Here is a 21,505-nt window from a genome sequence, read left to right as displayed (position 1 = left end):
GTCCAGATGCACATGGTTGGCGCGCGCGAGCGCGGGGACGAGACGGCTCTGGTGACAATCGAGGATCTCAGCGCGCGGTTGGCGATGGCGGAAAACGCTCTTGCCGAGGAAAGCCGTCGCGCCGATTTGCTGAACCGCATCGCCGCCGCAATCGGCGCGGGTTCCGATCTCTCCGAGGTCGTCCAGACCGTTGTGGATGGCGGAGTCGAACTGACCGGCGCGCAGTTCGGGGCGTTCTTCTACAATCTCGTGGACGCGGACGGCGAGAGTTACACCCTCTACACGCTGTCAGGCGCGCCACGCTCGGCCTTCGCCGACTTCCCCATGCCGCGCAACACCGCGGTGTTCGCGCCGACGTTCAGCGGCGCGGGACTTGTGCGATCCGACGACATCACCAAGGACCCTCGCTACGGCCACAACGCGCCGCACCACGGCATGCCGACGGGACACCTACCGGTGCGCAGCTACCTGGCGGCGCCGGTGGTGTCCGGCAGCGGCGAGGTGTTGGGCGGACTGTTCTTCGGCCACGCCCAAACCGGAATGTTCACGCCGCGGCTGGAGCCTCTGTTGCACGGATTGAGCGCCCAGGCCGCGGTGGCGATCGACAATGTGCGCCTCGGGGAGGCCGCGCGGCGTGATCTACAGCAGCGCCGTCGGGTTGAGGCCGCGTTGGCCGAAAGCGAGAGCCGCTTCCGGATGATCGCCAACACTCTGCCGACCTTGTGCTGGGAAGCCGATCTCGAAGGTCGGGTGACATGGCGCAACCAGCGCTGGCACGACTACGTGGGCGTGGAGTCCTATCTGCCGGGCGCGTTTTGGTATGACGTCGATGACGCCCAGGCGCGCGTCGAAGCGCAGGGCCGGTGGCGTGAGGCACAGGCGACCGGCGGGCCTCTGGAGCTGGTGTTGCCGTTGCGCGGTCGCGACGGCGTGGCGCGTCCGTTCCTCACGCGCGTGGAGGCGGCCCGTGATGCGGTGACCGACGAGATCGTCCGTTGGATGGGCGTCAACCTGGACATCGCCGCCGAGACCGCCGCCCACGAACGCTTGCAGTTCGCGCTGCAGGCCGGCCGGCTGGGGTCGTGGGAGCTCGACGTCGAGACGCGCGACTACACGGCCTCGGACCTCTGCAAGGCGAACTATGGGCGAAGGCCTGACGAGACGTTCGGCTTCCATGATCTCGTCGCCGCCGTCCATGACGAAGACCGAGACCGGATGCGCGCAGCCATCGAGCACGCCATCGCCACCGGCGCCGACTACGACATCGAATATCGCGCCATCCATCCGAGCGGCGACGTGCGCTGGGTGCACGCGCGCGGTCGCGTGGCCGAGAAGGCCGACCACGGCGGCGTGCGGCGGATGGCCGGCGTGTCCCTGGACATCACCGAACGCAAGCGGGCCGAGGAACGGCAGCGGCTGCTGCTCAATGAGCTGAACCACCGGGTGAAGAACACCCTGGCCACCGTGCAGTCGATCGCCAGCCAGACGCTGCGCTCGGCGGCCGATACGCGCGCGTTCCGCGACGCTTTCGAATCACGCCTGCTGGCGTTGTCCCAGACCCACAACCTTTTGACCGACGCCAACTGGGAAGCCGCCAGCCTGCATGCGATCCTGGTGATGGAGCTCAGTCCCCACGCAGGCGGACGCCAAGGCGGCGGTGGTCGCTTCGTGCTGGAAAGCGATCGCGACATCCGGCTCAACCCCAAGGCCGCAGTGGCGTTGGGCATGGCCTTGCACGAACTGGCCACCAACGCGGTGAAGTACGGCGCTCTGTCGACGCCGTCCGGCCGGGTGCTGGTCCGCTCGCGAGTGAGCGGCGCTGATCTGGTGCTGGAATGGATTGAACAAGGTGGGCCGACAGTCGTGCGGCCGAGCCGGCGCGGGTTCGGCGGGCGGCTGCTGGAGCAAGGCTTGGCCGGTGAACTCGCCGGGCGAGTCGTTCTTACCTATGATCCCGCGGGATTGTCGTGTCGTATGCAACTGCCAATGCGCGCGCTGGAGCCCACTGAATGAGCAATGTCCCTGATCTGGCGGGTCTTCGCGTCTTGGTCGTCGAGGACGAGATGATGGTCTCGATGCTGATCGAGGACATGCTGGGCGACCTTGGCTGCACCGTGGTCGGACCAGCGTCGCGGCTGGACGAGGCGATCGCGCTCGCCAACGCCTCGGAGCTGGATTGCGCGGTGCTGGATGTGAACCTGGGCGGTCAGCCGATTTTCCCTCTCGCCGACATCCTGCGTGCGCGGGGCGCGCCGTTCGCCTTCGCCACCGGTTATGGCGACGCGGGCCTACGCGACGTCGACAAGGGTTCGCTGGTCCTGCAGAAGCCGTTCCGCGAAACAGACTTGGCTCGGATCCTCGGGGAACTGCGCGCCGCCGCCGGCGTTTGACGCCGGCTCAGGCCTCGCCAGGCGCGAGCGCTCGGATCGCCAGCGCATGCACCGGCCCGGCCAGCTCCTCGGCCAACGCCTGATGCACCATCCGCTGGCGCGCGATGCGGGAAGCGCCAGCGAACGCTTGCGATTCGATGGTGACGTTGAAGTGGCTCTCGCCGCTGTCACGCGCGCCGGAATGGCCGGCGTGGCGTCCAGAGTCGTCTTCGATCTCCAGCCGCGTGGGCTCGAAGGCGTGGTTCAGCTTGTTGCGGATGGCTTCGAATATGGCGCCCATCGTCGGCATCTTCAATTCTTGAAAGGGATTCAGGTCCCCCCATACTTGGCTCATGGCAGGCGCGTTTCAATATAAGCCTAAGTTCGTCGACATCCGGGTCCGTCCTCCCACCGAGGAGGAGGCTGCGGCCGAGGACGTGTGGGCGCTGAAGCCCGGCGAAAGGGCCTGCGATCACCCGGGCTGCCGGGTGGCGGCGACGGCGCGCGCGCCGAAGTCGCGCGACATGCTGAACGAGCACTACTGGTTCTGTCAGCCGCACGCCGCGGAGTACAATCGCAGCTGGAACTTCTTCCAGGGCATGAGCGAGGGCGAAATCCGCGCGCGCCAGGAGAACGAGATGTTCACCGGCGGCCGGCCCACCTGGGACTTCAAGGCCTCCAACCGCTCCCGCGAGGCGGCGGGCGCCTTCGCCGGCAAGTTCGCCAAGGGCCAGGGATATCGCGACCCCTTCGACATGTTCGGCCGCAACGCCGGGCAACCCAACCCGAGCTCGTCTGGTCGCAGTCTCGGCAAGCTGGAACGCAATGCGCTGGCAGATCTCGATCTCGACGACGCGGCCGACGGCCCCAGCATCCGCGCGCGCTACACCGAGCTGGTGAAGCGCTGTCACCCGGACGCCAACGGCGGCGACCGGTCGTCGGAAAACAAGTTGCAGCGTGTGATCAAGGCCTATCAATCGCTGCGCAAAGCCGGGATGGTGTAGTCTCTGCCCCTTGCGGCGGCGACCGCTCGCCGTCTCCGGAATCACCCGTTTCCTTTGACCCCATAACTATGTAATCGACACAGCGCGATGACCGCCTTCGACGAGACTGACGATAAGCTGCTTCTGCTGGCCCCGGACACCAAGGTGTCCGTCCGCGAGGCTTTCGGGCTGGATAGCGACCTGATGGCGCCGGCCTTCAGCACGCGCGATCCGCACGTGCCGGATTTCGATCCCGCCTACAAGTTCGACCCCGAGACGACGCGGGCGATCCTGGCCGGGTTCACCCACGACCGCCGCGTGATGGTCCAGGGCTATCACGGCACCGGCAAGTCGACGCACATCGAGCAGGTGGCGGCGCGGCTGAACTGGCCGCTGGTCCGGGTCAACCTCGACAGCCACGTGTCGCGGATCGACCTGGTCGGCAAGGACGCCATCGTCCTGAAGGACGGCAAGCAGGTCACTGAATTCCGCGAGGGCATGCTGCCCTGGGCGATCCAGCGGCCGATCGCCCTGGTGTTCGACGAGTACGACGCCGGCCGTCCGGATGTGATGTTCGTCATCCAGCGCGTGCTGGAAGCGCAGGGCAAGCTGACCCTGCTGGACCAGAACCGGGTGATTCGCCCGAACCCCTGGTTCCGGCTGTTCTCGACCACCAACACCATCGGCCTGGGCGACACCACCGGGCTCTATCACGGCACCCAGCAGATCAATCAGGGCCAGATGGACCGCTGGTCGATCGTCACCACGCTGAACTATCTGGCGCACGACGTGGAAGCCGAGATCGTCCTGGCCAAGGCCCCGACCTACGACACGCCTGAGGGCCGCCGTACGCTGGCCGCCATGGTCCGTGTCGCCGACATGACCCGCAACGCCTTCATGAACGGCGACATCTCCACGGTGATGAGCCCGCGCACGGTGATCACCTGGGCGCAGAACACTGAGATCTTCGGCGGCGACATCGCATTGGGCTTCCGGATGACCTTCCTGAACAAGTGCGACGAACTGGAACGCGCGACAGTCGCGGAGTTCTTCCAGCGCGCGTTCGGCGCTGACCTGCCCGAGAGCGCGGCGCGCGTCCGCGTCGCCTAGCGCCGTCAGCGAACGCGCAAGAAAAAGCCCCCGCGGCCGCTGGCGCGCGGGGGCTCCTCCGTCGCCGGATCCGGCCCCTATCCGCCGGTGATCTTCCGGCCGGCGAACACGCCGAGCGCCAGGAAGATCAGGAAGCCAACGACAAACACGAAGAACAGCAGCTTGGCGATGCCCGCCGCCGCGCCCGCGATGCCGCCGAAGCCAAGCGCACCCGCAATCAGGGCCACTACGGCGAAAATCAGCGCCCACTTGAGCATGTGTATCTCCCGCTAAGGGGTCGCCTTGACCCATTGGAGAAACGCGGTTCTGACAGCGGCGTTCCGCAGGCCCGCACGCCGTAACACGGTAATCCGAACGCCAGCCGGCGATTTCTTCTTCCGCCGCCCTCGACGCCTGCTTTAATGACGACAGCAATGGCCAAAGATCCCCAAAGCCCGGTCGAACCGTTCAAGCGCGCCTTGGCGCACGCCGCGCGTTCGCTGGCCGAAACCGCCGACCTGGAGATCGTCTATTCCGGCGAGGGTCCATCGCTGGTCGGCAACCGGGCTGTGTTGCCGCATCCGCCCCGCGACCTGACCGCGGCGGACGCCTCGCGCATCCGCGGCCTCGCCGACCAGATGGCGCTCCGCGTCGCCCATCACGACATCGAATCCCACGCTCGCCTGCGGCCCCGATCCCCCGAGGCGACGCCGCTCTATGACGCCATCGAACAGGTGCGCGTGGAGTCCATTGGCGCCAACGCCTTGGGCGGAGTGCGCGCGAACCTGGCCTCCCTGCTCGACCAGACATACGCCCGGCGCAATTTCCATACCCTGGAGGCGCTGAACGATCCGCCGATGGTCGACATCGTCTCGATGATTGTGCGCGAGCGCCTGACCGGCCAGAAACCGCCGCTGGCCATCCGGCCGCTGGTGGACGCCCTGCGCGCCGACATCGAGACCAAGGCCGGCCCTGATCTCGACAAGCTGTCCTCGGTGCTGGACGACCAGCAGGCCTATGCGCGCGTCGCCCGGGCGATCCTGCACGACCTGGAGATTGGCGACGAACTGCAAGACGTCGACACGCAGGATGACCAGGACGCCCAGGACAACGAAGGCGACTCCAACGAGCTCGATCAGGAAGACGAAGGCGACGCCGACACCCAGTCGCCGCAGCAGTCGAGCTACGAGGAAGACGACAGCGGCGATCCCGATCCCGGCGACAGCCAGACCATGCAGGCCGAGCCCAATCCCGACGGCGAGGAGAGCGACGAACCGCCTGAGATGGGCGAAGGCGCCCAGCCGGCCAGGCCGCAACCCGACACCGACGGCAAGATCACCTATCGGGTGTTCACCGCCGCCCACGACGAGATCGTGCCGGCTGAGGAGCTGTGCGACGGCGAGGAACTGAGCCGGCTGCGCGGCTATCTCGACCAGCACTTGGCCAACCTGTCGAACGTGGTCTCCCGGCTGGCCAACCGGCTGCAGCGCAAGCTGTTGGCTCAGCAGAACCGCGCCTGGAGCTTCGATCTCGAGGAAGGCATCCTCGATGTCGCGCGCCTCACCCGGGTGATCACCGACCCCACCGCCCCGCTCTCGTTCAAGGACGAGGAGGAGACTGAATTCCGCGACACGGTGGTAACCATCCTGATCGACAACTCAGGCTCGATGCGTGGCCGGCCGATCATGGTGGCGGCGGTTTGCGCCGATATCCTGGCCCGCACTCTTGAGCGCTGCGCCGTGAAGACCGAGATCCTCGGCTTCACCACCCGAGCGTGGAAGGGCGGCGCGGCGCGCGAGGACTCGCTGCGGGCCGGCAAGCCCGCCCAGCCCGGGCGCCTGAACGATCTGCGCCACATCATCTACAAGGCCGCCGACATGCCGTGGCGCCGCGCGCGCCGCAACCTGGGCCTGATGATGCGTGAAGGTCTGCTCAAGGAGAACATCGACGGCGAAGCGCTGATCTGGGCCCACCATCGGCTGATCGGGCGGCCCGAGCAGCGTCGCATCCTGATGGTGATCTCCGACGGCGCGCCGGTCGACGATTCGACCCTGTCGGTGAACTCCGGCCATTACCTGGAACGTCACCTGCGCGAGGTGATCGCCGAGATCGAGGCCAAGAGCCCCGTGCAGTTGATCGCCATCGGCATCGGCCACGACGTCACCCGCTACTATCGTCGCGCGGTGACCATCGTCGACGTCGAGCAACTGGCTGGCGCGATCGTTGAACAGCTGGCGGGGCTATTCGAAGAGGACGTGAAGAAGGCGACCCGCGCCTCCCGCGACCTGTTGCGGCCGCCGCCCCAGGGCGATGGCGCGCCGCCGCCCTCGGCGCGCGAAATCCGCAGGTCCGTCGCCTGATGCGCCTGCGGGCGGCGCTGCGCCTGGGCTGCGCGCTGGCGCTGTCCGCGCTCGCCGCCTGCGCGCCGACCGCCACTGCGCCCCTGCCCCCGACGCCGGTGGCGGCGGGTCCTGCGATCACCATCAAGGCAGAGCCGGCGTTCCTCGATCCCGCCGCGCCGGGCCCGGTAAAGATCGGCCGCTTCACCTTCGTGGGCGGCCTGCAGCTCACCTCCACCGACACCGCGAGGCTGCACGGTCTGTCGGATATCCGCGTCACCGCCGACGGTCACACGACGATCGTCACCGACGAGGGCGACCTGTTGCGGGCGCGCCTGGTGATGGACGCGCAAGGAAAGCCCATCGGCGTCGCCGACGCCCGGCTGACCGGCCTGCTGGGCCTCGACGGCGCGCCGCTGCAGGGCAAGGAGCAGTCGGACTCCGAGGGCCTGGCGATGCTGGCGGATGGATCGCGCCTGATCAGCTTCGAGCTGAACGACCGCATCTGGCGCTATCCAGCCGGCGACGGCCTGCCCGCACGCGCGCCGTCACCCGAAAGGACCTTCCCCCGCAACGCCGGCATGGAGGCCCTGGCCGAGGATCCGGCCAATGGCCCTGACGCCTATCTGGTCGGTGGCGAAGATAGCGGCGAGGTCTGGCGCTGCCGCCTGTCCGGCGCCTGTGCATCGGCCCATGTGATCGAGAAGCCGGGAGAGTTCGGCCTGGTGGCCGCCGCCCCTCTGCCGGCTGGGCGCTGGGCGTTCATGTTGCGCGCCTACGATCCGATCCGTGGTGTGCGGATCATCATCACGATTCGCGATGCGGCTTGGGCCGAGGTGGACCGCCTGGAGCTCGCGCGCCCGCTTAACCTCGACAATTTCGAAGGCCTGGCCGCCGTGCCCGCGGCCGACGGAATCGTGCGCTTGTATCTGATTTCCGACGATAATTTCTCCAACGCCCAGCGGACGTACCTGTTCGCGTTCGACTGGGCGACCAAAAAACCTGACTGAGGGAGCCCCGAGGATGAGCCGCACTGAAGTTTCGATCCCCATGCCCGAAGGAAGCGCCCGGGCCTTTGTCTTCACCCCAGACCAGGGCGAAGGCCCGTGGCCGACCGCGGTGATCTTCATGGATGCGCCGGCGATCCGGCCCTCGCTGTTCGAGATGGGCGAGCGACTGGCCTCGCACGGCTATTACGTGCTGTTGCCGGACATGTTCTGGCGTCTTGGACCGTACGAGCCGATCGACCTGCAGGCGGTGTTCCGTGATGAGGCCGTCCGCCGCGAGGTGTTCGGCAAGATGACCGGCTCCACCAATCCGCAGAAGGCGGTGGCCGACATGGCGGTATGGTTCGACTGGCTGGAAAAGCAGCCCAAGGCCAAGGCCGACAAGATTGGCGTCACCGGCTACTGCATGGGCGGCGGGCTTGCGCTGCGGGCGGCGGGGAATTTCCCGGACCGAGTGGTGGCGGCCGGCGCCTTCCACCCCGGCAACGTAGCCACCGACGCCCCCGACAGCCCGCATCTGCTGGCGCCCAAAACAAAGGCCAAGGTGCTCGTGGGGGGCGCTGATCAGGACGCGGGCTTCGACGAGGCCCAGAAGGACCGGCTGGACAAGGCGTTCCGCGACGCCGGCGTCGAGGCCGAGGTCGGCATCTGGGCGGGCGCGAAGCATGGCTACGTGCCCACCGACATGCCGGTCTACAACAAGGACGCCGCCGAGCGGCACTGGCGCGAATTGATCGCGCTGTTCGATTCGAAGCTGAAGTAGGCAAACGAAAGAGGCCGGCCCTTGCGGGGCCGGCCTCTTGTCGTCGTCCGATCGGTTCGGATTAGGCGGCGGCGGGCTGTTCGGCGAGCTTCGCCTTGAGCTGGCGCTTGATCTTCAGCGCGCGCGGTGACAGCGCCTCATCGCGGGCCTTCAGCAGGAAGACGTCGAGGCCGCCGCGGAAGTCCAGGGTCCGCAGCGCCGCATTGCTGATGCGCAGGCGGAAGCTCTGGCCCAAGGCGTCGGACTGCAGAGTCGCGGGCGACAGCGCCGGCAGGAAGCGGCGCTTGGTCTTGATGTTCGAGTGGCTGACGTTGTGGCCGACCATCGGACCAACGCCAGTGAGTTCGCAACGGCGCGACATGGTGAGAACCTTCGCGAGGACAGGGATAGCGTAGACAAGGCCCACGCGGGAGCCGGCGATATAGAGGAAGCTTTCGCCGCCCGTCAAGGCGAAGCGGCGGCATAGGGCGCGCAACCCGGAACGCGATTGTGGTTCGGCGCGCTACAGCTACAATAGCTGGTAGGGAACAAATGCCGAATCGGACCGAGTCGCTGATTCGGTCCTGATTTGTTTCGCGCGTGTTCTGCACGGCGCAGCTTGCGCGTTAATCTGTCAGCGCAGACGCCCTGAAGCCCGCAACAGGAAACCCAGGATCTCCGCCACCGCGAGATACAGCGGCTCCGGAATCTCCTCCTCCAGCTCGACCCGCGACAGCGCCTCGGCCAAGGCCGGATTGTGCTCCATCGGCACGCCGTGGGCGGCTGCGGTCTCAAGGATGCGTTCGCCGACCAGGCCCCTGCCCTTCGCGATCACGCGCGGCGCGCCCTTGCCCTCGTAGCGCAGGGCGACGGCCAGGGCGCGTTTGGGTTCGAGGCTCATGAAGTTCGATCCACCAACACGCCGGCGGCCGGCGGCGGCGGGCGATGCGGCGCGCCCGAATAGACCGCTACATCCGCTGCGAAGGCGGCATCCTGCAGCGCCAGTCTGAGCAGGCTCGATTGCTCGCGGAGTTGCTCGGCGCAGGCGTCGCGTTCGGCCCACAAGGTGACCGCGGCGCGGCCGTCGACGCCCAGCACCACCTGGGCGTGGACCGGGCCCAGCGGCTCGACATCCAACGAGAAACGGACCCGCCAGGCTGGAGCGACCTGCTCGCCGGCTCCGCCGCCCGCCATGTCGTGAGCGATCTCGAACTGGGCGATGGCGGCGCCCTGGGGCGTGGCGAACGGGATCTCAAGCAACCAACGCGGTCCTAGCGACTCTTCGGGGCGCTCGGCGCCGCGCGCTTCTGGGAGCGAGGCCAGTTGATGCAACTCCTGGCGCGCGATGGCGGCGCGCGTCTCCACCGTCAGCCGTCCTGCGAGGGCTTCGGCAGGCGCGTCGGCCGCAATGCTGGGTTCGGCCGGCGATTGAGCGGCGGTCGGCGATCCACGATAGGGGGGCGGCGGCGCGATGAGCGGACGGGCGCCGTCAGCCGCCGGTTGGACCGCAGCGTGCGCCTGGCGCGGCGCGCCCGCCTCGGGCGGTTCCCACTGCTCAAGCTCATGACCGACGGTGAGCAGAGCGGCCTTGATATCGGTCGGCGGCGGCGCGGGTGATCCCGGCGGCGCAGCCCGTCCACCGGCGGGCGTCGCGGCGAGGTCGGCTTCCAGGAACAGGCCGGAGGTTTGCACCGCGCGGCGGATGTCGCCCGCACCCAGCGCCGGATGCAGGGGCGTGCGCAGCGCTAACAGGTCGGCGATCGCGGTGCGGGCCGCCGTCGGCAGGTCGCTACGGCGCAGCGCCTGGCCGAGATCGGCGAACAGTTGCGACAGGCCGCCTTGACTGGAGGCGGCCGATTCCAGGGCCGCACGCACTGCGGCCACCAGCGGATCGGGACGCACGGCCACGGCGGGCGGCGTGGGCGCTGCGTCACGCAGCATCCCTTCCAGGGCCGCGGAGATGCGGGCCTGCGGGTCGCCTGGGGTCAGCGGTGTGATCGGCGCGAGCGTCACGGCGAATGGCGCCTCGTCATTGCGAAGGGACTCCAACCTAGCGCCGGCTTGGTGAAGCCGACTTTAAGGCGGCGGCCGTCCCATCCGATTGCCAAGCCTGATCATCTTATATATAACTAACTGGTCAGTAATTAGCTGGAACCGCGCGGTGCAGGCAGGCGAACCCAAATTCCGCCGACGCAAGGCCGAGCGTCCGCGAGAGATCGCGGCCGCGGCCCTCGAAGTGTTTGCTGAAAAGGGCTTCGCGGCGGCCAGGCTGGAGGATGTCGCCGCCCGCGCGCGGGTCTCCAAGGGCGCGCTGTACCTCTACTTCGAGACCAAGGAAGACATCTTCCGCGCCGTGGTCGAACAGGCGGTCGCGCCGGACATCGCGCGGATTGCGGCCCTGATGGCGGCCCATCCCGGCCCCTTCCCCGACCTGTTGCACGCGATCGTCGAGCGGCTGGTGCAGGTGGTCGGCGGCGCGCATGTGGGAGGAGTGGCCAAGATGGTCATCGCCGAGGCCCGCAACTTCCCCGAACTCGCCCGCGTCTGGCACGATCAGCTAGTGTCGGTGGCGCTGGGGGCGCTATCGACCGCCATCGCCGCAGCCCAGGCGCGCGGCGAGGTGCGGGCCGGCGATCCGCGCGCCTACGCCCTGCAAGTCATCTCCCCGATGCTGGTGGGCGTGATCTGGCGCGAAACCTTCGTTCCCGTTGGCGCTGCGCCGTTCGATCTGCCCGCCCTCGCCCGTCAGCACGTCGCCACCCTGCTGGATGGACTGAGCCTGGAGGCCGCATGAAGCTCTCTCGCCCCCTGGTCGCCATCCTGTTGCTGGCGGCAGCGGCGATCGTCGCGGTGCTGGTGTTCGCGCCCCGCCTGACCCGCGCCCACACCCTGTCCGGATACGTCGAGGGCGAACCGCTGTACCTGGCCTCGCCGGTGTCCGGGACGGTACAGGAGGTGCGCGTATCGCGGGGCGACGAGGTCGCGGCCGGCCAGCCCCTGTTCGTCGTCGACCCGCGCCAGCTTCGCGCCCAGCGCGATCAGGCCGCCGCCGACCTCGCCGCCGCCCAGTCCCAGGCGCTGGACGCACGCAAGGGACAGCGCCCCGTCGAACTCGCGGTGTTCGAAGCCAATATCGCCGCCGCAGAGGCCGAGGCCCGGGACGCCGCCGCCGTGCTGCGCCGAACCGAACCGCTGGTCCGACGCGGAATCTACGCGCCGGCGAGACTGGACGACGTGCGTGCAACGGCCCAGGCGGCTCAGGCGCGGCTCGCCGCCGCTCGCCGCCAGCGCGACGCCGCGACGCTGGGCGCCCGTGACGATCAGATCCTCGCCGCCGAGTCCCGCGTGACCCAAGCGCAGGCGGCGCTCGCCGGCGCCCAGGCGAGGCTGGACGATCTGGCGCCGCGTGCGCCGTCGGCGGCGCGTGTCGAGGACACCTTCTTCCAGCCCGGCGAGTGGGCGGCGGCGAACGCACCGATCCTGGCCCTGCTGCCCTACGACCGGATCAAGCTGCGATTCTTCGTCCCCGAGGCGTCGCTGGCTGCCTACAAGCGCGGCGCCAGCGTGCGCTTCTCCTGTGACGGTTGCGCCGCGGGCCTGAGCGCCCGGGTCACCTTCGTCAGCCCGCGCCCTGAGTTCACCCCGCCAGTGATCTACAGCCGCGAAGCGCGCGACCGGCTGGTCTACCTGGTGGAGGCCAGGCCCAGTGTGCGACTCAATCCTGGTCAGCCAGTGGACGTGGTCCCGCTGGAGCCGGCGCCGTGACCCTGGCCATCGACGTCAGCGGCCTGAACAAGAGCTTCGGCGCGCGCCGCGTCGTGCAGGACGTCACCATCCAGGTCGAGGAAGGCCGCATCTGCGGGTTCCTCGGTCCCAACGGCTCGGGCAAGACCACCACGCTGCGCATGCTCTGCGGCCTGCTGACGCCCGACAGCGGCGCCGGAACCTGCCTGGGGTTCGACATCCTCAAACAGGCCGACCAGATCAAGCGGCGCACCGGCTACATGACGCAGAAGTTCTCGCTCTACGAGGACCTGACGCTCGCCGAGAACCTGCAGTTCACTGCACGCGTCCATGGCCTGGACCGCCGCGAAGCCCGCGTCGCCGACGCGCTGGAGCGATTGGGCCTGTCCGGGCGCCGGGACCAGCTTGCCGGCACGTTGTCCGGCGGCTGGAAGCAGCGCCTGGCCCTTGCCGCCGCCACCCTGCACGAGCCGCGCCTGCTGCTGCTGGACGAGCCGACCGCCGGCGTCGATCCCAAGGCCCGGCGCAGCTTCTGGGACGAGATCCATGCGCTGTCCGCCCAGGGCCTGACCGTCCTGGTCTCCACCCACTACATGGACGAGGCCGAACGCTGTCACGAGATCGCCTACATCAGCTACGGCAAGCTGATCGCCCGCGGCACGGCTGACGAGGTGATCGCCGAGGCCATGCTCACCACCTTCCACGGCGAAGGCCCGGGCATCGACCGCCTCGCCGCCGAGATCGCCGCCCTGCCCGGCGTAGAGACCGCCGCCCCATTCGGCGCCGCGCTGCATGTCAGCGGGCCGGACCGGGCGGCGCTTGAGCAAGCGCTGGCTCCCTACCGGCGCGCACCGTTCCACTGGAGCGAGACCCCGCCCAACCTGGAGGATGTGTTCATCCACCTGATGGCCGGCGCCGAGGACAACTTCCAATGAGCGGGTTCTCGAGCCTGCGCGTGCTGGCGGTGCTGGCCAAAGAGTTCAAGCAGCTCACCCGCGACCGGCTGACCTACGCGATGATCCTGGCCATGCCGGTCGTCCAGTTGCTGCTGTTCGGCTACGCCATCAATTCGGAGCCGCGCCACCTGCCCACCGCCCTGCTGGTCCAGGAGGACAGCGTGTTCGCCCGCTCGTTGATCTCGGGCCTGCGCAACAGCGCCTTCTTCGATCTCGATCGGCAGGTTCGCAGTCCGGCCGAGCTCGACGACCTGCTGCGCCGGGGCGACACTCAGTTCGCCATCACCATCCCCGGCGATTTCACCCGGCGCGTGGTGAGGGGCGACCACGCCCAGATCCTGGTGGAGGCCGACGCCACCGACCCTTCGGCCACCGGCGGCGCCGTGGCGGCGCTGCAGGCGCTGTCGAACCAGGCGCTGGCGCGAGATCTTCAAGGGTCTGTCGCGCAGCCCTCAAAGGCCGCGCCGCCATTCGAGGTGGTGGTCCACAGCCGCTACAATCCCGAGGCCGTCACCGCCTACAACATCGTGCCGGGCCTGCTGGGCGTGATCCTGTCTATGACCCTGGTGATGATGACGTCGCTCAGCGTCACCCGCGAGACCGAGCGCGGCACCATGGAATCGCTGCTGGCGACGCCGGTGCAGCCGATCGAGGTGATGGTCGGAAAGCTCGCACCCTATGTGCTGGTCGGCTTGATCCAGACCGCGCTGATCCTGCTGCTCGCCGGGACCCTGTTCCATGTTCCGCTGGGCGGCGGCTGGGCAGGATTGAGCCTTGGCGTCGCCCTGTTCATCGTCGGCTCGCTCGCCCTGGGGTTCCTGATTTCCACGGTCGCGCGCTCGCAACTGCAGGCCATGCAGATGAGCATCTTCTACATCCTGCCCTCGATCCTGCTGTCGGGGTTCATGTTCCCGTTCAGAGGCATGCCGGAATGGGCTCAGACGCTGGGCCAGATCATCCCCGTCACCCACTTCCTGCGCGTGGTGCGCGGCGCGCTGCTGAAGGGCCAGTCGCTGGAGGACATGTGGCGCGAACTCGCCGCCCTGGCCGCCTTCGTCTGCGTCGTCTCCGCCCTGGCGATGTTGCGATACCGCCGCACCCTCGATTGACAGGTGGGTTCCGCACCATACCAATATTTGGTATTGATCGACCGGGAGGACGTCCGATGAGCAAAAGCACCTCTTTCAGCCTCGGGGATCATTTTAGCGCCTTCATCGAGGCTGAGGTGGCGACCGGCCGATACGGCTCGGCAAGCGACGTCGTCCGCGCAAGCCTGCGACTACTTGAGGAGCGGCAGCTTCGCCTCGACACACTGCGTGCGGCCTTGATCGAGGGCGAAACGAGCGGAACCGCCATGCCTTTCGACTTCGACGCCTTCATCGCTGACAGGTCGGGCCTCAAGACCTCAACCTGATGAGGACCTACGTCCACACGCCACGCGCCCGGTCCGACGTGGCTGAGATCTGGGACTACACAGAAGCCAGGTGGGGCCGCTCCCACGCCGAGACCTACATCCGAGACCTCCAGCGCGTCATCGAGAGCGCCGCGGAGCATCCGCGTCTTGGCCGGGCAAGCGACGACATCCGGGCTGGCTATTTCAGGCCAACGGCCGGTCCGCACGTGGTGTTCTACCGATTGAATGCTGGGGGCGTCGAAGTGGTCCGCATCCTGCATCAGAGCATGGATTTCGATCGTAACCTCTAAGGCTCCGGCGCCGCTTGCCCTCCAGCGATTCCCACCCCAACTTGGGATTATGAGCGACCGCCCCTCGGGCGCCGCCCCGCCCCGGTTGGTGGCGGTGCTCGGGCCCACGAACACCGGCAAGACGCACCTGGCGGTGGAGCGGATGCTCGGCCATTCCTCCGGGATGATCGGCCTGCCCCTGCGCTTGCTGGCCCGCGAGATCTACGACCGGATCGTCAAGGCGCGAGGCCCCCGCTCGGTGGCGCTGATCACGGGCGAGGAGAAGATCGTCCCGCCGCACGCGCAGTATTTCGTGTGCACGGTCGAAGCGATGCCGCTGTCGCGCGAGGTGGAGTTCCTGGCCGTCGACGAGATCCAGCTGTGCGCAGACCCCGAGCGTGGGCACATCTTCACCCACCGCCTGCTGCACGCCCGCGGCAAGTCGGAGACCATGCTTCTGGGCGCGGCCACGACGGGGCCGCTGGTGCGCCGCCTGTTGCCGCATGCGGAGATCGTCTCGCGCGAGCGGTTCTCCAACCTCACTTACTCCGGGCCCAAGAAGCTCACCCGCCTGCCCCGGCGCACCGCCGTGGTCGCCTTCTCCGCCGACCAGGTCTACGCCATCGCCGAACTGATCCGCCGCCAGCGCGGCGGGGCAGCGGTGGTGATGGGGTCGCTGAGCCCACGCACCCGCAACGCCCAGGTCGCCCTCTACCAGTCGGGCGAGGTGGACTTTCTGGTGGCTACCGACGCGATCGGCATGGGCCTGAACATGGACGTCGACCACGTGGCGTTCGCGGGTCTGCGCAAGTTCGACGGCAAGCGCACCCGCTGGCTGAACCCGCAGGAGATCGGCCAGATCGCCGGGCGCGCCGGGCGCTACCGCACCGACGGCACCTTCGGCGTCACCGGCGAGTGCGAGGACATCGATCCCGACCTGTTCGACGCGGTGGAGAAGCACCAGTTCGAGCCTGTCGCCTCGGCCGAATGGCGCAATGCGAAGCTGGACTTCGGCTCCCTGGCGCTGCTGACGCGCTCGCTGGCTCTCCCGCCCGATCGCAATGGCCTCGCCCTGTCACAGGAGAGCCTGGACGAGGCGACGCTCCGCCGGCTGTCCGCCCTGCCGGAGGTCGCCGATCGCTGCCGCGACCGTTCGGCGCTGCTGAAGCTGTGGGACGTCTGTCAGACGCCGGATTTCCGCAAGACCGGGACCGACGACCACGCGCGGCTGGTGAAGGACTTCTTCGACCACCTGACGACAGGCCCGCGCCATGTCCCTGAGGACTGGATCGCCCGCCAATACGCCCAGCTCGACCACAGCGAGGGCGACATCGACACCCTGGCCTCTCGGTTGGCGAATGTGCGCACGCTGGCCTACGTCGCCAACCGCACCGGCTGGCTGACCGACGCTGTCGGCTGGCAGGGGCGCACGCGCGCGCTCGAGGACCGGCTGTCCGACACCCTGCACGAGCGGCTCATGGCCCGCTTCGTCGACCGCCGCACCAGCGCCCTGATGCGCGGCTTGCGGGTGCGCGAGGACATGCTGGCCGGCGTCGGCGCCGACGGCGCGGTGACCGTTGAAGGCCATTTCGTCGGCCGTCTGCAGGGCGTCGCCTTCGAGCCCGCACAGGGTTCCTCGCTGATCGAGCAGAAGGCGTTGCGCGCCGCAGCGATCGCCGCGGTGGGCCCCGAGATCGCGCGCCGGCTGGGCAAGCTCGCCGCGGAGCCTGACGAAGCGTTCCGGCTGCTGCCGGACGGCGTGGTCACCTGGCATGGGGAAGCCGCCGCGACGCTCGTGGGCGGCGCCCCGTTCACGCCTCGCCTGCGCCTGTTCGGCGAGCTTGGCCCGACCACCGCCCGCGAGCGCGCCCTGCGGCGCATGGAGGCCTTTGTCGCCGCCGAGTCCGGCCGCCGGCTGCCGGCGCTCCGCAGGCTGGAGGCGGCGATGGCGGAAGGCCGCCTCAAGGGCCTGGCTCGCGGTCTCACCTATCGGCTGATCGAAGCCGGCGGCATCCTCGATCGGGCGCCGGTGCGTGAGGAGGCCAAGGCATTGAGCCAGGTCGAGCGCCGCGAGTTGAAAAGCCTGGGCGTCCGCCTGGGCGCGTTCAGCCTGTTCCTGCCCGCGCTGTTGAAGCCCGAGGCCTTGGCGCTGACCCGCGCCTTCGCAGGCCGCGCGGTTCCGGGCTGGAACCCGCCGCTCGCCGGGCCGAGCGCACTGCCCGCCGGCGTGCCGGTGTCTGCGCTCGCCGCGCACGGCCTTCGGGCTGTCGGCGGACACGCCGTCCCGGTCGAGAGCCTCGAGCGGCTGGACGAACTGCTTCGGGCCGCGCCACGGCAAGGACTAGGCGCCCTGCTATCCGATCAGGCGCGTGAGGAACTCGGCTGGACTGAGGCCGAGACCCTGGCGATCCTGCGCTCGCTGGGCTTTTCGCCAATCGCCAAGCCCGTCGCCGGACAGCCGACAGCCTGGCGTCGACGCAACGACGCTCGGCCAGCAGCCCCCGCCAGCGCGCCGACGGCCTCGCCTTTCGCGGCGCTGGCGGCGCTTCGACAGGTTGCTGCGCCCCTCGCCGCGCGCCGGCGACGGCGTAAGCCCAGCCCGAAGGCGCGCGAGGCGTGATCGAGGACGCCAGCGGCTGCCGCGTGGATGTCTGGCTATGGCGCGCACGGTTCTTCAAGACCCGCACGCTGGCCGCCCACTTCGTCGATGAAAGCCGGGTCAGGCTGACGCGCGGCGGCCAGGAAACCCGCCTGGACAAGCCGTCGCGCGCAGTGAAGGTCGGCGACAACCTAGTGTTCGCGGTCGGCGGGAAGCTGACCGCGGTGCGCGTCGAGGCCCTGGGTGAGCGGCGCGGCCCGCCGGCCGAAGCCCGCGGCCTCTATTCGCCGTTGCAGATAACTTGAGGGCGGCGCGCGTCGTCGCGCATTGACAAGCCGGCCCCACGCCGTGAAAAACCCCCGCCTCTCGTAGCGGCCAAGAATTCGGAGCCCAAACCTTCGATGACCTACATCGTCACCGATGCCTGCATCAAATGTAAGTTCATGGATTGCGTGGAGGTGTGCCCGGTCGATTGCTTCTACGAGGGCGAGAACTTCCTCGCGATCAATCCCGACGAGTGCATCGACTGCGGCGTGTGCGAGCCCGAGTGTCCGGTGGACGCGATCAAGCCGGACACCGAGGACGATCCCGACGGCAAGTGGCTGCGCATCAATTCCGACTACGCCCGCGTCTGGCCGAATATCACGGTCAAGGGCGAGCCGCCGGCCGACGCCGAGCAGTACGAGCGTGAAACTGGCAAGCTTGAGAAGTACTTCAGCGAGAAGCCTGGCCGCGGCTCCTGACGCCGGGCGGCAACTCTTTCATTCGGCTTAATTTTATGCTATCGTCATCAACGACGTTACGGCAGGTCGATTTGACTTGCATGCGTCGCTCCTGGAAGTAGCGCCGTCCCCCGGCCGACGAACGCCTGTTAGGGCGAAGGGTGTCTTGGAGATTGCTCCATCTCAGAGGATTGGCGCCGCCGCACGGCAAAAGCGGCCGGCGCTGTTTTGGTCTCTGAGTGTACCCGTCATCGTCGCCGCGCAGGCCCGAACGAATGTTGAGAGGACTAGCAATGAGCAAGAACGGTCTTGATTTCGCGGTTGGCGATCACGTCGTCTATCCGGCCCATGGCGTGGGCCAGGTACAGGGGATCGAAACTCAGGAAGTCGCCGGCATCTCGCTCGAAGTCTACGTCATCACCTTTGATCATGAGAAAATGACCCTGCGCGTCCCCACGGCCAAGGCGCGCACCGCTGGCCTGCGCCCGCTCGCCGAAGGCAATGTCGTGAGCCAGGCGCTGACCACGCTGAAAGGCCGTGCGCGCGTCAAGCGCACCATGTGGAGCCGCCGCGCGCAGGAGTATGAGGCCAAGATCAACTCCGGCGACCTGATCTCCATCGCCGAAGTGGTGCGCGACCTTCACCGCGCCGAGAACCAGCCCGAGCAGTCCTACTCCGAGCGTCAGCTGTATGAGTCGGCGCTGGACCGCATGGCCCGCGAGGTCGCCGCCATCGAGCGGATCGATCGCGACGCGGCGATCGGCATCCTCAACAAGTCGCTGATCAAGGCCGTCGCGGCCTGATCGTCGATCGGAATACCGCCCAGGTTCAAGGACCTGGGCGCATTTCCTAAAATCCTGAACAGACACCGTCGGCGCGCTTAGGCCTGCTCGGTGAACAGGTCGATGATCGGCGCCAGCTTGCCGATGTCGACTGGCTTGTGCAGCAGCGGCGCGCGCTCGAAGCGCACATCGCCCACCGCGCCGTAACCGGTGGCGAAGGCGAAGGGCACCCGCTTGGCCGCCAAGGCCGCGGCGAGCGGGAAGACCAGCTCGCCCCCCAAATTCACATCGAGCAGGGCGCCGTCCGGCGGCGTCTCCTGTTGTTCTAGCCAGATCAGCGCAGGGTTCAGCGAGCCGAACGAGGCTACGACTTCGCAGCCCAGGTCGGTCAGCAGGTCCTGCATCATGAGCGCCACCAGGCTCTCGTCCTCGACCAGAATCACGCGTGGGGACTTCATCAGGCGAGCGCGATCCTCGGCGACAGGGGGACGCGCAGGGTGAACCGCAGGCCTTCGGGCGCGAAATCGACATCGCATTCGCCGTGTAGGTCGCGCGCGAGACCGCCCTCGATCAAACGCATCCCGAAGCCGGCCCGCGTCGGCATGGAGACCGGCGGCCCGCCGGACTCGCGCCATTCCAGCACCACCTCGCGGTGCTCTTGCGCCATGTCGACGCTCCACGTGATCTCAACGCGGCCGTCCTCGGTGGTCAGCGCCCCGTGCTTAGCGGCGTTCACCGCGAGTTCGTGCACCGTCATGTGCACGCTGACGGAGGTCTCCGGCGCCAGTGCGATCGCCGGGCCTTGTAGCGAGATCCGCGCGCCGTCGACCTCGCCGAACGGCGACAGCGCCTGCTCCAGCACATCGTTCAGCCGCGCGCGGCCCCATTCCTGGCGCGTCAGAAGTTCGTGGGCGCGCGACAGCGCGCTCAGCCGGCCATTGAACGCCTCGACGAAGGTCGCCGGCGAGACGGCCTTGCGCAGCGTCTGGTCGGCGATCGACTGCACGGCGGCCAGCGTGTTCTTGCAGCGGTGGTCGAGCTCCCGCAGTAGGAACTTGCGCCGCTCCAGCGTCTCGGTCAGCGAGGCGTACATCTGGGCGTTCTCGAGCGCGCCGGCGGTGGCGCGCGCCATGATCTGCAGCTTGACCACCTCGTCCTGGGTCGGCTGGCGCTCGACGGACCAATAGGCGCCGATGGCCGCGATCGGATCGGCGGGCCGCACCGGCGTCATCACCAGGCTTTTGACGAAGGTCGGGCGGTAGGCGTCATGGGGGATGCGGTCGTCGGCGTAGATGTCCGGGATGATCGCGGTCTGCTTGTTCAGCATCGCCCATCCCGAGATGCAGGCGGTCATCGGAAACCGCAGCCCCTTCCACAATGGCCCGATGGCGTCCTCGTCGAGGTACCAGCATTGGTCCACGTCGCGCAGCACGAACGCCACGCCGTCCGCGCCGGTGATACGCCGCGCCGCCGATCGCACCACCGCAGCCACTTGGTCCACCGTGCGGGCGAGGGACAGCGCCTCGATCGTTTCGACAAGGGTGAACAGGGGATCAACGCCGGCCGGCGCTTCGAAGTCTTCCAGCACTGCGGCGGCTTGGACCATCGCAATCTCCAGCGTCGGCCCGTTACAGGCGACTCGTCAGGTTGAAACCAAGGCGTAACACAGATTCAATCCAAAGTTGTTAAGCCTCGTTGAGCTTGATCAGTCAGCCGGGGAATTCGCTTCGGTCAAGACCGCGTGCGGGATCGCGTCGGGTCCGCGCGCCAGTTCCTGCGCCAGGGTCTCGCGATTGAGGTCGCCTTCCCATCGCGCCACCACCAGCGTGGCGACGCCGTTTCCGACCAGGTTCGTCAGCGCCCGGCACTCCGACATGAAGCGGTCGACGCCGACCAGCAGGGCCAGCGCGGCGATCGGCAGGTCCGGGATCACCGCCAGGGTCGCGGCGAGCGTGATGAAGCCCGCGCCGGTGACGCCGCTGGCGCCCTTCGAGGTCAGCATCGCGACGCCGAGCAGGGTGAGCTCCTGGAAAAGCGTCAGCGGCGTGTTGGTGGCCTGGGCGAGGAACAGGGTCGCCAGGGTCATGTAGATGTTGGTGCCGTCGAGGTTGAAGCTGTAGCCGGTAGGGATCACCAGCCCCACCGTGGTCTTGCCCGCACCCAGCCGCTGCAGCTTCTGCATCATCTGCGGCAACACCGACTCCGACGACGAGGTGCCCAGCACGATCAGCAGTTCCTCGCGGATGTAGGCGATGAACTTGAAGATCGAGAAGCCGCTCACCAAGGCGATCGCGCCCAGCACCAGGACCACGAACAGGATCGACGTCGCATAGAAGGTGGCGATCAGCGCGCCGAGGTTGATCAGCGACTCGACGCCGTACTTGCCGATGGTGAACGCCATGGCCCCGAACGCGCCGATCGGCGCCAGCTTCACCACCAGGCCGATGATCCCGAAGAACACCCGACCGATGTCGTCGAGCACGTTCGCCA

25 protein-coding genes are annotated in these 21,505 nt (G+C 68.1%); 17 read left to right on the top strand and 8 right to left on the bottom strand.

Annotation, left to right across the window (positions count from 1 at the left end; genetic code table 11):
• Nucleotides 1-6 precede the first annotated feature (6 nt).
• Together Q8R27_RS03980 and Q8R27_RS03975 are read left to right on the top strand one after the other, a co-directional pair.
• A complete protein-coding gene (locus Q8R27_RS03980) occupies nucleotides 7-2,013 on the top strand; it encodes an HWE histidine kinase domain-containing protein (protein ID WP_305697783.1) in 2,007 nt (668 codons plus the stop codon).
• Entirely contained in the window at nucleotides 2,010-2,390 is a 381-nt protein-coding gene (locus Q8R27_RS03975) for a response regulator (protein ID WP_305697782.1), read from the top strand. The genes Q8R27_RS03980 and Q8R27_RS03975 overlap by 4 nt, the downstream gene beginning before the upstream one ends.
• A gap of 7 nt (nucleotides 2,391-2,397) precedes the next feature.
• Here the strand turns inward: Q8R27_RS03975 and Q8R27_RS03970 are convergent, their stop codons facing one another.
• Nucleotides 2,398-2,670 (bottom strand): BolA family transcriptional regulator, encoded by a 273-nt coding sequence (locus tag Q8R27_RS03970; RefSeq protein WP_305697811.1) that lies wholly within the window; start codon nucleotides 2,668-2,670, stop codon nucleotides 2,398-2,400.
• 52 nt (nucleotides 2,671-2,722) lie between these two features.
• Between Q8R27_RS03970 and Q8R27_RS03965 the strand changes: the two genes are divergently transcribed.
• Nucleotides 2,723-3,373, top strand: coding sequence for a DnaJ domain-containing protein (locus Q8R27_RS03965; protein WP_305596109.1), 651 nt, complete (start codon nucleotides 2,723-2,725; stop codon nucleotides 3,371-3,373).
• A gap of 87 nt (nucleotides 3,374-3,460) precedes the next feature.
• Complete coding sequence (gene cobS / locus Q8R27_RS03960) at nucleotides 3,461-4,462, top strand: cobaltochelatase subunit CobS (RefSeq protein ID WP_305697781.1); 1,002 nt, start codon at nucleotides 3,461-3,463, stop codon at nucleotides 4,460-4,462.
• 77 nt (nucleotides 4,463-4,539) lie between these two features.
• On the opposite strand, the gene Q8R27_RS03955 is transcribed toward cobS, so the two are convergent.
• Nucleotides 4,540-4,719, bottom strand: a complete 180-nt coding sequence (locus Q8R27_RS03955; RefSeq protein ID WP_305596105.1) for a DUF1328 domain-containing protein — start codon at nucleotides 4,717-4,719, stop codon at nucleotides 4,540-4,542.
• Between the two features lie 156 nt (nucleotides 4,720-4,875).
• On the opposite strand from Q8R27_RS03955, the gene cobT reads away from it, so the two are divergent.
• From cobT to Q8R27_RS03940, 3 genes are read left to right on the top strand one after another with little or no spacing between them, the layout of a single operon-like run.
• Nucleotides 4,876-6,801: a cobaltochelatase subunit CobT gene (gene cobT, locus Q8R27_RS03950; RefSeq protein ID WP_305697780.1), complete on the top strand. Its 1,926-nt coding sequence runs from the start codon at nucleotides 4,876-4,878 to the stop codon at nucleotides 6,799-6,801.
• Nucleotides 6,801-7,790 carry an esterase-like activity of phytase family protein gene (locus tag Q8R27_RS03945; RefSeq protein ID WP_305697779.1) on the top strand — a complete coding sequence of 330 codons (990 nt, stop codon included), beginning with the start codon at nucleotides 6,801-6,803 and terminating at the stop codon, nucleotides 7,788-7,790. Before cobT ends, Q8R27_RS03945 begins: the two co-directional genes overlap by 1 nt.
• A 13-nt stretch (nucleotides 7,791-7,803) precedes the next feature.
• Nucleotides 7,804-8,550 (top strand): dienelactone hydrolase family protein, encoded by a 747-nt coding sequence (locus tag Q8R27_RS03940; RefSeq protein ID WP_305697778.1) that lies wholly within the window; start codon nucleotides 7,804-7,806, stop codon nucleotides 8,548-8,550.
• A gap of 61 nt (nucleotides 8,551-8,611) precedes the next feature.
• On the opposite strand, the gene rpmB is transcribed toward Q8R27_RS03940, so the two are convergent.
• The 3 genes from rpmB to Q8R27_RS03925 form a co-directional block, all read right to left on the bottom strand.
• Nucleotides 8,612-8,911, bottom strand: a complete 300-nt coding sequence (gene rpmB, locus Q8R27_RS03935) for a 50S ribosomal protein L28 (protein WP_305598368.1) — start codon at nucleotides 8,909-8,911, stop codon at nucleotides 8,612-8,614.
• Nucleotides 8,912-9,163: 252 nt separating this feature from the next.
• Nucleotides 9,164-9,430, bottom strand: a complete 267-nt coding sequence (locus Q8R27_RS03930) for an EscU/YscU/HrcU family type III secretion system export apparatus switch protein (RefSeq protein WP_305598367.1) — start codon at nucleotides 9,428-9,430, stop codon at nucleotides 9,164-9,166.
• A complete protein-coding gene (locus Q8R27_RS03925) occupies nucleotides 9,427-10,542 on the bottom strand; it encodes a flagellar hook-length control protein FliK (RefSeq protein ID WP_305697777.1) in 1,116 nt (371 codons plus the stop codon). The genes Q8R27_RS03930 and Q8R27_RS03925 overlap by 4 nt, the downstream gene beginning before the upstream one ends.
• A 148-nt stretch (nucleotides 10,543-10,690) precedes the next feature.
• On the opposite strand from Q8R27_RS03925, the gene Q8R27_RS03920 reads away from it, so the two are divergent.
• The 10 genes from Q8R27_RS03920 (at nucleotide 10,691) to Q8R27_RS03875 (ending at nucleotide 19,036) form a co-directional block, all read left to right on the top strand.
• The gene (locus Q8R27_RS03920; RefSeq protein ID WP_305697776.1) at nucleotides 10,691-11,323 is read left to right on the top strand and encodes a TetR/AcrR family transcriptional regulator; all 633 of its coding nucleotides are present in this window, start codon (nucleotides 10,691-10,693) and stop codon (nucleotides 11,321-11,323) included.
• The gene (locus Q8R27_RS03915) at nucleotides 11,320-12,294 is read left to right on the top strand and encodes an HlyD family secretion protein (protein WP_305697775.1); all 975 of its coding nucleotides are present in this window, start codon (nucleotides 11,320-11,322) and stop codon (nucleotides 12,292-12,294) included. Before Q8R27_RS03920 ends, Q8R27_RS03915 begins: the two co-directional genes overlap by 4 nt.
• Entirely contained in the window at nucleotides 12,291-13,208 is a 918-nt protein-coding gene (locus tag Q8R27_RS03910; RefSeq protein WP_305697774.1) for an ABC transporter ATP-binding protein, read from the top strand. Before Q8R27_RS03915 ends, Q8R27_RS03910 begins: the two co-directional genes overlap by 4 nt.
• Entirely contained in the window at nucleotides 13,205-14,338 is a 1,134-nt protein-coding gene (locus Q8R27_RS03905; RefSeq protein WP_305697773.1) for an ABC transporter permease, read from the top strand. The genes Q8R27_RS03910 and Q8R27_RS03905 overlap by 4 nt, the downstream gene beginning before the upstream one ends.
• A 56-nt stretch (nucleotides 14,339-14,394) precedes the next feature.
• Nucleotides 14,395-14,643, top strand: coding sequence for a type II toxin-antitoxin system ParD family antitoxin (locus Q8R27_RS03900; protein WP_305697772.1), 249 nt, complete (start codon nucleotides 14,395-14,397; stop codon nucleotides 14,641-14,643).
• Nucleotides 14,643-14,933, top strand: coding sequence for a type II toxin-antitoxin system RelE/ParE family toxin (locus tag Q8R27_RS03895; protein ID WP_305697771.1), 291 nt, complete (start codon nucleotides 14,643-14,645; stop codon nucleotides 14,931-14,933). The genes Q8R27_RS03900 and Q8R27_RS03895 overlap by 1 nt, the downstream gene beginning before the upstream one ends.
• Before the next feature lie 49 nt (nucleotides 14,934-14,982).
• Nucleotides 14,983-17,532 carry a helicase-related protein gene (locus Q8R27_RS03890; RefSeq protein WP_305697770.1) on the top strand — a complete coding sequence of 850 codons (2,550 nt, stop codon included), beginning with the start codon at nucleotides 14,983-14,985 and terminating at the stop codon, nucleotides 17,530-17,532.
• Nucleotides 17,529-17,816, top strand: a complete 288-nt coding sequence (locus Q8R27_RS03885; protein ID WP_305697769.1) for an RNA-binding S4 domain-containing protein — start codon at nucleotides 17,529-17,531, stop codon at nucleotides 17,814-17,816. The genes Q8R27_RS03890 and Q8R27_RS03885 overlap by 4 nt, the downstream gene beginning before the upstream one ends.
• Before the next feature lie 96 nt (nucleotides 17,817-17,912).
• Complete coding sequence (fdxA, locus tag Q8R27_RS03880) at nucleotides 17,913-18,254, top strand: ferredoxin FdxA (protein WP_305595879.1); 342 nt, start codon at nucleotides 17,913-17,915, stop codon at nucleotides 18,252-18,254.
• A 272-nt stretch (nucleotides 18,255-18,526) separates the two neighbouring features.
• Nucleotides 18,527-19,036, top strand: coding sequence for a CarD family transcriptional regulator (locus Q8R27_RS03875; protein WP_305697768.1), 510 nt, complete (start codon nucleotides 18,527-18,529; stop codon nucleotides 19,034-19,036).
• Nucleotides 19,037-19,113: 77 nt separating this feature from the next.
• Here Q8R27_RS03875 and Q8R27_RS03870 read toward each other — a convergent pair whose 3' ends face one another.
• From Q8R27_RS03870 to Q8R27_RS03860, 3 genes are all read right to left on the bottom strand, one after another.
• On the bottom strand, nucleotides 19,114-19,473 hold the full coding sequence (locus Q8R27_RS03870) for a response regulator (protein ID WP_305697767.1): 360 nt from the start codon (nucleotides 19,471-19,473) through the stop codon (nucleotides 19,114-19,116).
• Nucleotides 19,473-20,621, bottom strand: coding sequence for a sensor histidine kinase (locus tag Q8R27_RS03865; protein ID WP_305697766.1), 1,149 nt, complete (start codon nucleotides 20,619-20,621; stop codon nucleotides 19,473-19,475). Before Q8R27_RS03865 ends, Q8R27_RS03870 begins: the two co-directional genes overlap by 1 nt.
• Nucleotides 20,622-20,720: 99 nt before the next feature.
• On the bottom strand, nucleotides 20,721-21,505 hold a 785-nt coding region (locus Q8R27_RS03860; RefSeq protein ID WP_305697765.1), incomplete at its 5' end, for a cation:dicarboxylate symporter family transporter.

The sequence above is a fragment of the Phenylobacterium sp. genome (genome assembly GCF_030697305.1).
Taxonomy (GTDB): Bacteria; Pseudomonadota; Alphaproteobacteria; order Caulobacterales; family Caulobacteraceae; genus Phenylobacterium.
This window is presented reverse-complemented; position numbering and strand designations above follow the sequence as displayed.

Excerpts from the sequence above, each read along its gene's own strand:
- fdxA (WP_305595879.1), top strand. The coding sequence starts at position 17,913 with ATGACCTACATCGTCACCGATGCCTGCATCAAATGTAAGTTCATGGAT.
- Q8R27_RS03905 (WP_305697773.1), top strand. The coding sequence starts at position 13,205 with ATGAGCGGGTTCTCGAGCCTGCGCGTGCTGGCGGTGCTGGCCAAAGAG.
- Q8R27_RS03975 (WP_305697782.1), top strand. The coding sequence starts at position 2,010 with ATGAGCAATGTCCCTGATCTGGCGGGTCTTCGCGTCTTGGTCGTCGAG.
- Q8R27_RS03945 (WP_305697779.1), top strand. The coding sequence starts at position 6,801 with ATGCGCCTGCGGGCGGCGCTGCGCCTGGGCTGCGCGCTGGCGCTGTCC.
- cobT (WP_305697780.1), top strand. The coding sequence starts at position 4,876 with ATGGCCAAAGATCCCCAAAGCCCGGTCGAACCGTTCAAGCGCGCCTTG.
- rpmB (WP_305598368.1), bottom strand. The coding sequence starts at position 8,911 with ATGTCGCGCCGTTGCGAACTCACTGGCGTTGGTCCGATGGTCGGCCAC.
- Q8R27_RS03980 (WP_305697783.1), top strand. The coding sequence starts at position 7 with ATGCACATGGTTGGCGCGCGCGAGCGCGGGGACGAGACGGCTCTGGTG.
- Q8R27_RS03890 (WP_305697770.1), top strand. The coding sequence starts at position 14,983 with ATGAGCGACCGCCCCTCGGGCGCCGCCCCGCCCCGGTTGGTGGCGGTG.
- Q8R27_RS03865 (WP_305697766.1), bottom strand. The coding sequence starts at position 20,621 with ATGGTCCAAGCCGCCGCAGTGCTGGAAGACTTCGAAGCGCCGGCCGGC.
- Q8R27_RS03930 (WP_305598367.1), bottom strand. The coding sequence starts at position 9,430 with ATGAGCCTCGAACCCAAACGCGCCCTGGCCGTCGCCCTGCGCTACGAG.
- Q8R27_RS03965 (WP_305596109.1), top strand. The coding sequence starts at position 2,723 with ATGGCAGGCGCGTTTCAATATAAGCCTAAGTTCGTCGACATCCGGGTC.
- Q8R27_RS03895 (WP_305697771.1), top strand. The coding sequence starts at position 14,643 with ATGAGGACCTACGTCCACACGCCACGCGCCCGGTCCGACGTGGCTGAG.
- Q8R27_RS03915 (WP_305697775.1), top strand. The coding sequence starts at position 11,320 with ATGAAGCTCTCTCGCCCCCTGGTCGCCATCCTGTTGCTGGCGGCAGCG.
- Q8R27_RS03940 (WP_305697778.1), top strand. The coding sequence starts at position 7,804 with ATGAGCCGCACTGAAGTTTCGATCCCCATGCCCGAAGGAAGCGCCCGG.
- Q8R27_RS03970 (WP_305697811.1), bottom strand. The coding sequence starts at position 2,670 with ATGGGCGCCATATTCGAAGCCATCCGCAACAAGCTGAACCACGCCTTC.
- Q8R27_RS03870 (WP_305697767.1), bottom strand. The coding sequence starts at position 19,473 with ATGAAGTCCCCACGCGTGATTCTGGTCGAGGACGAGAGCCTGGTGGCG.
- Q8R27_RS03900 (WP_305697772.1), top strand. The coding sequence starts at position 14,395 with ATGAGCAAAAGCACCTCTTTCAGCCTCGGGGATCATTTTAGCGCCTTC.
- Q8R27_RS03955 (WP_305596105.1), bottom strand. The coding sequence starts at position 4,719 with ATGCTCAAGTGGGCGCTGATTTTCGCCGTAGTGGCCCTGATTGCGGGT.
- Q8R27_RS03875 (WP_305697768.1), top strand. The coding sequence starts at position 18,527 with ATGAGCAAGAACGGTCTTGATTTCGCGGTTGGCGATCACGTCGTCTAT.
- cobS (WP_305697781.1), top strand. The coding sequence starts at position 3,461 with ATGACCGCCTTCGACGAGACTGACGATAAGCTGCTTCTGCTGGCCCCG.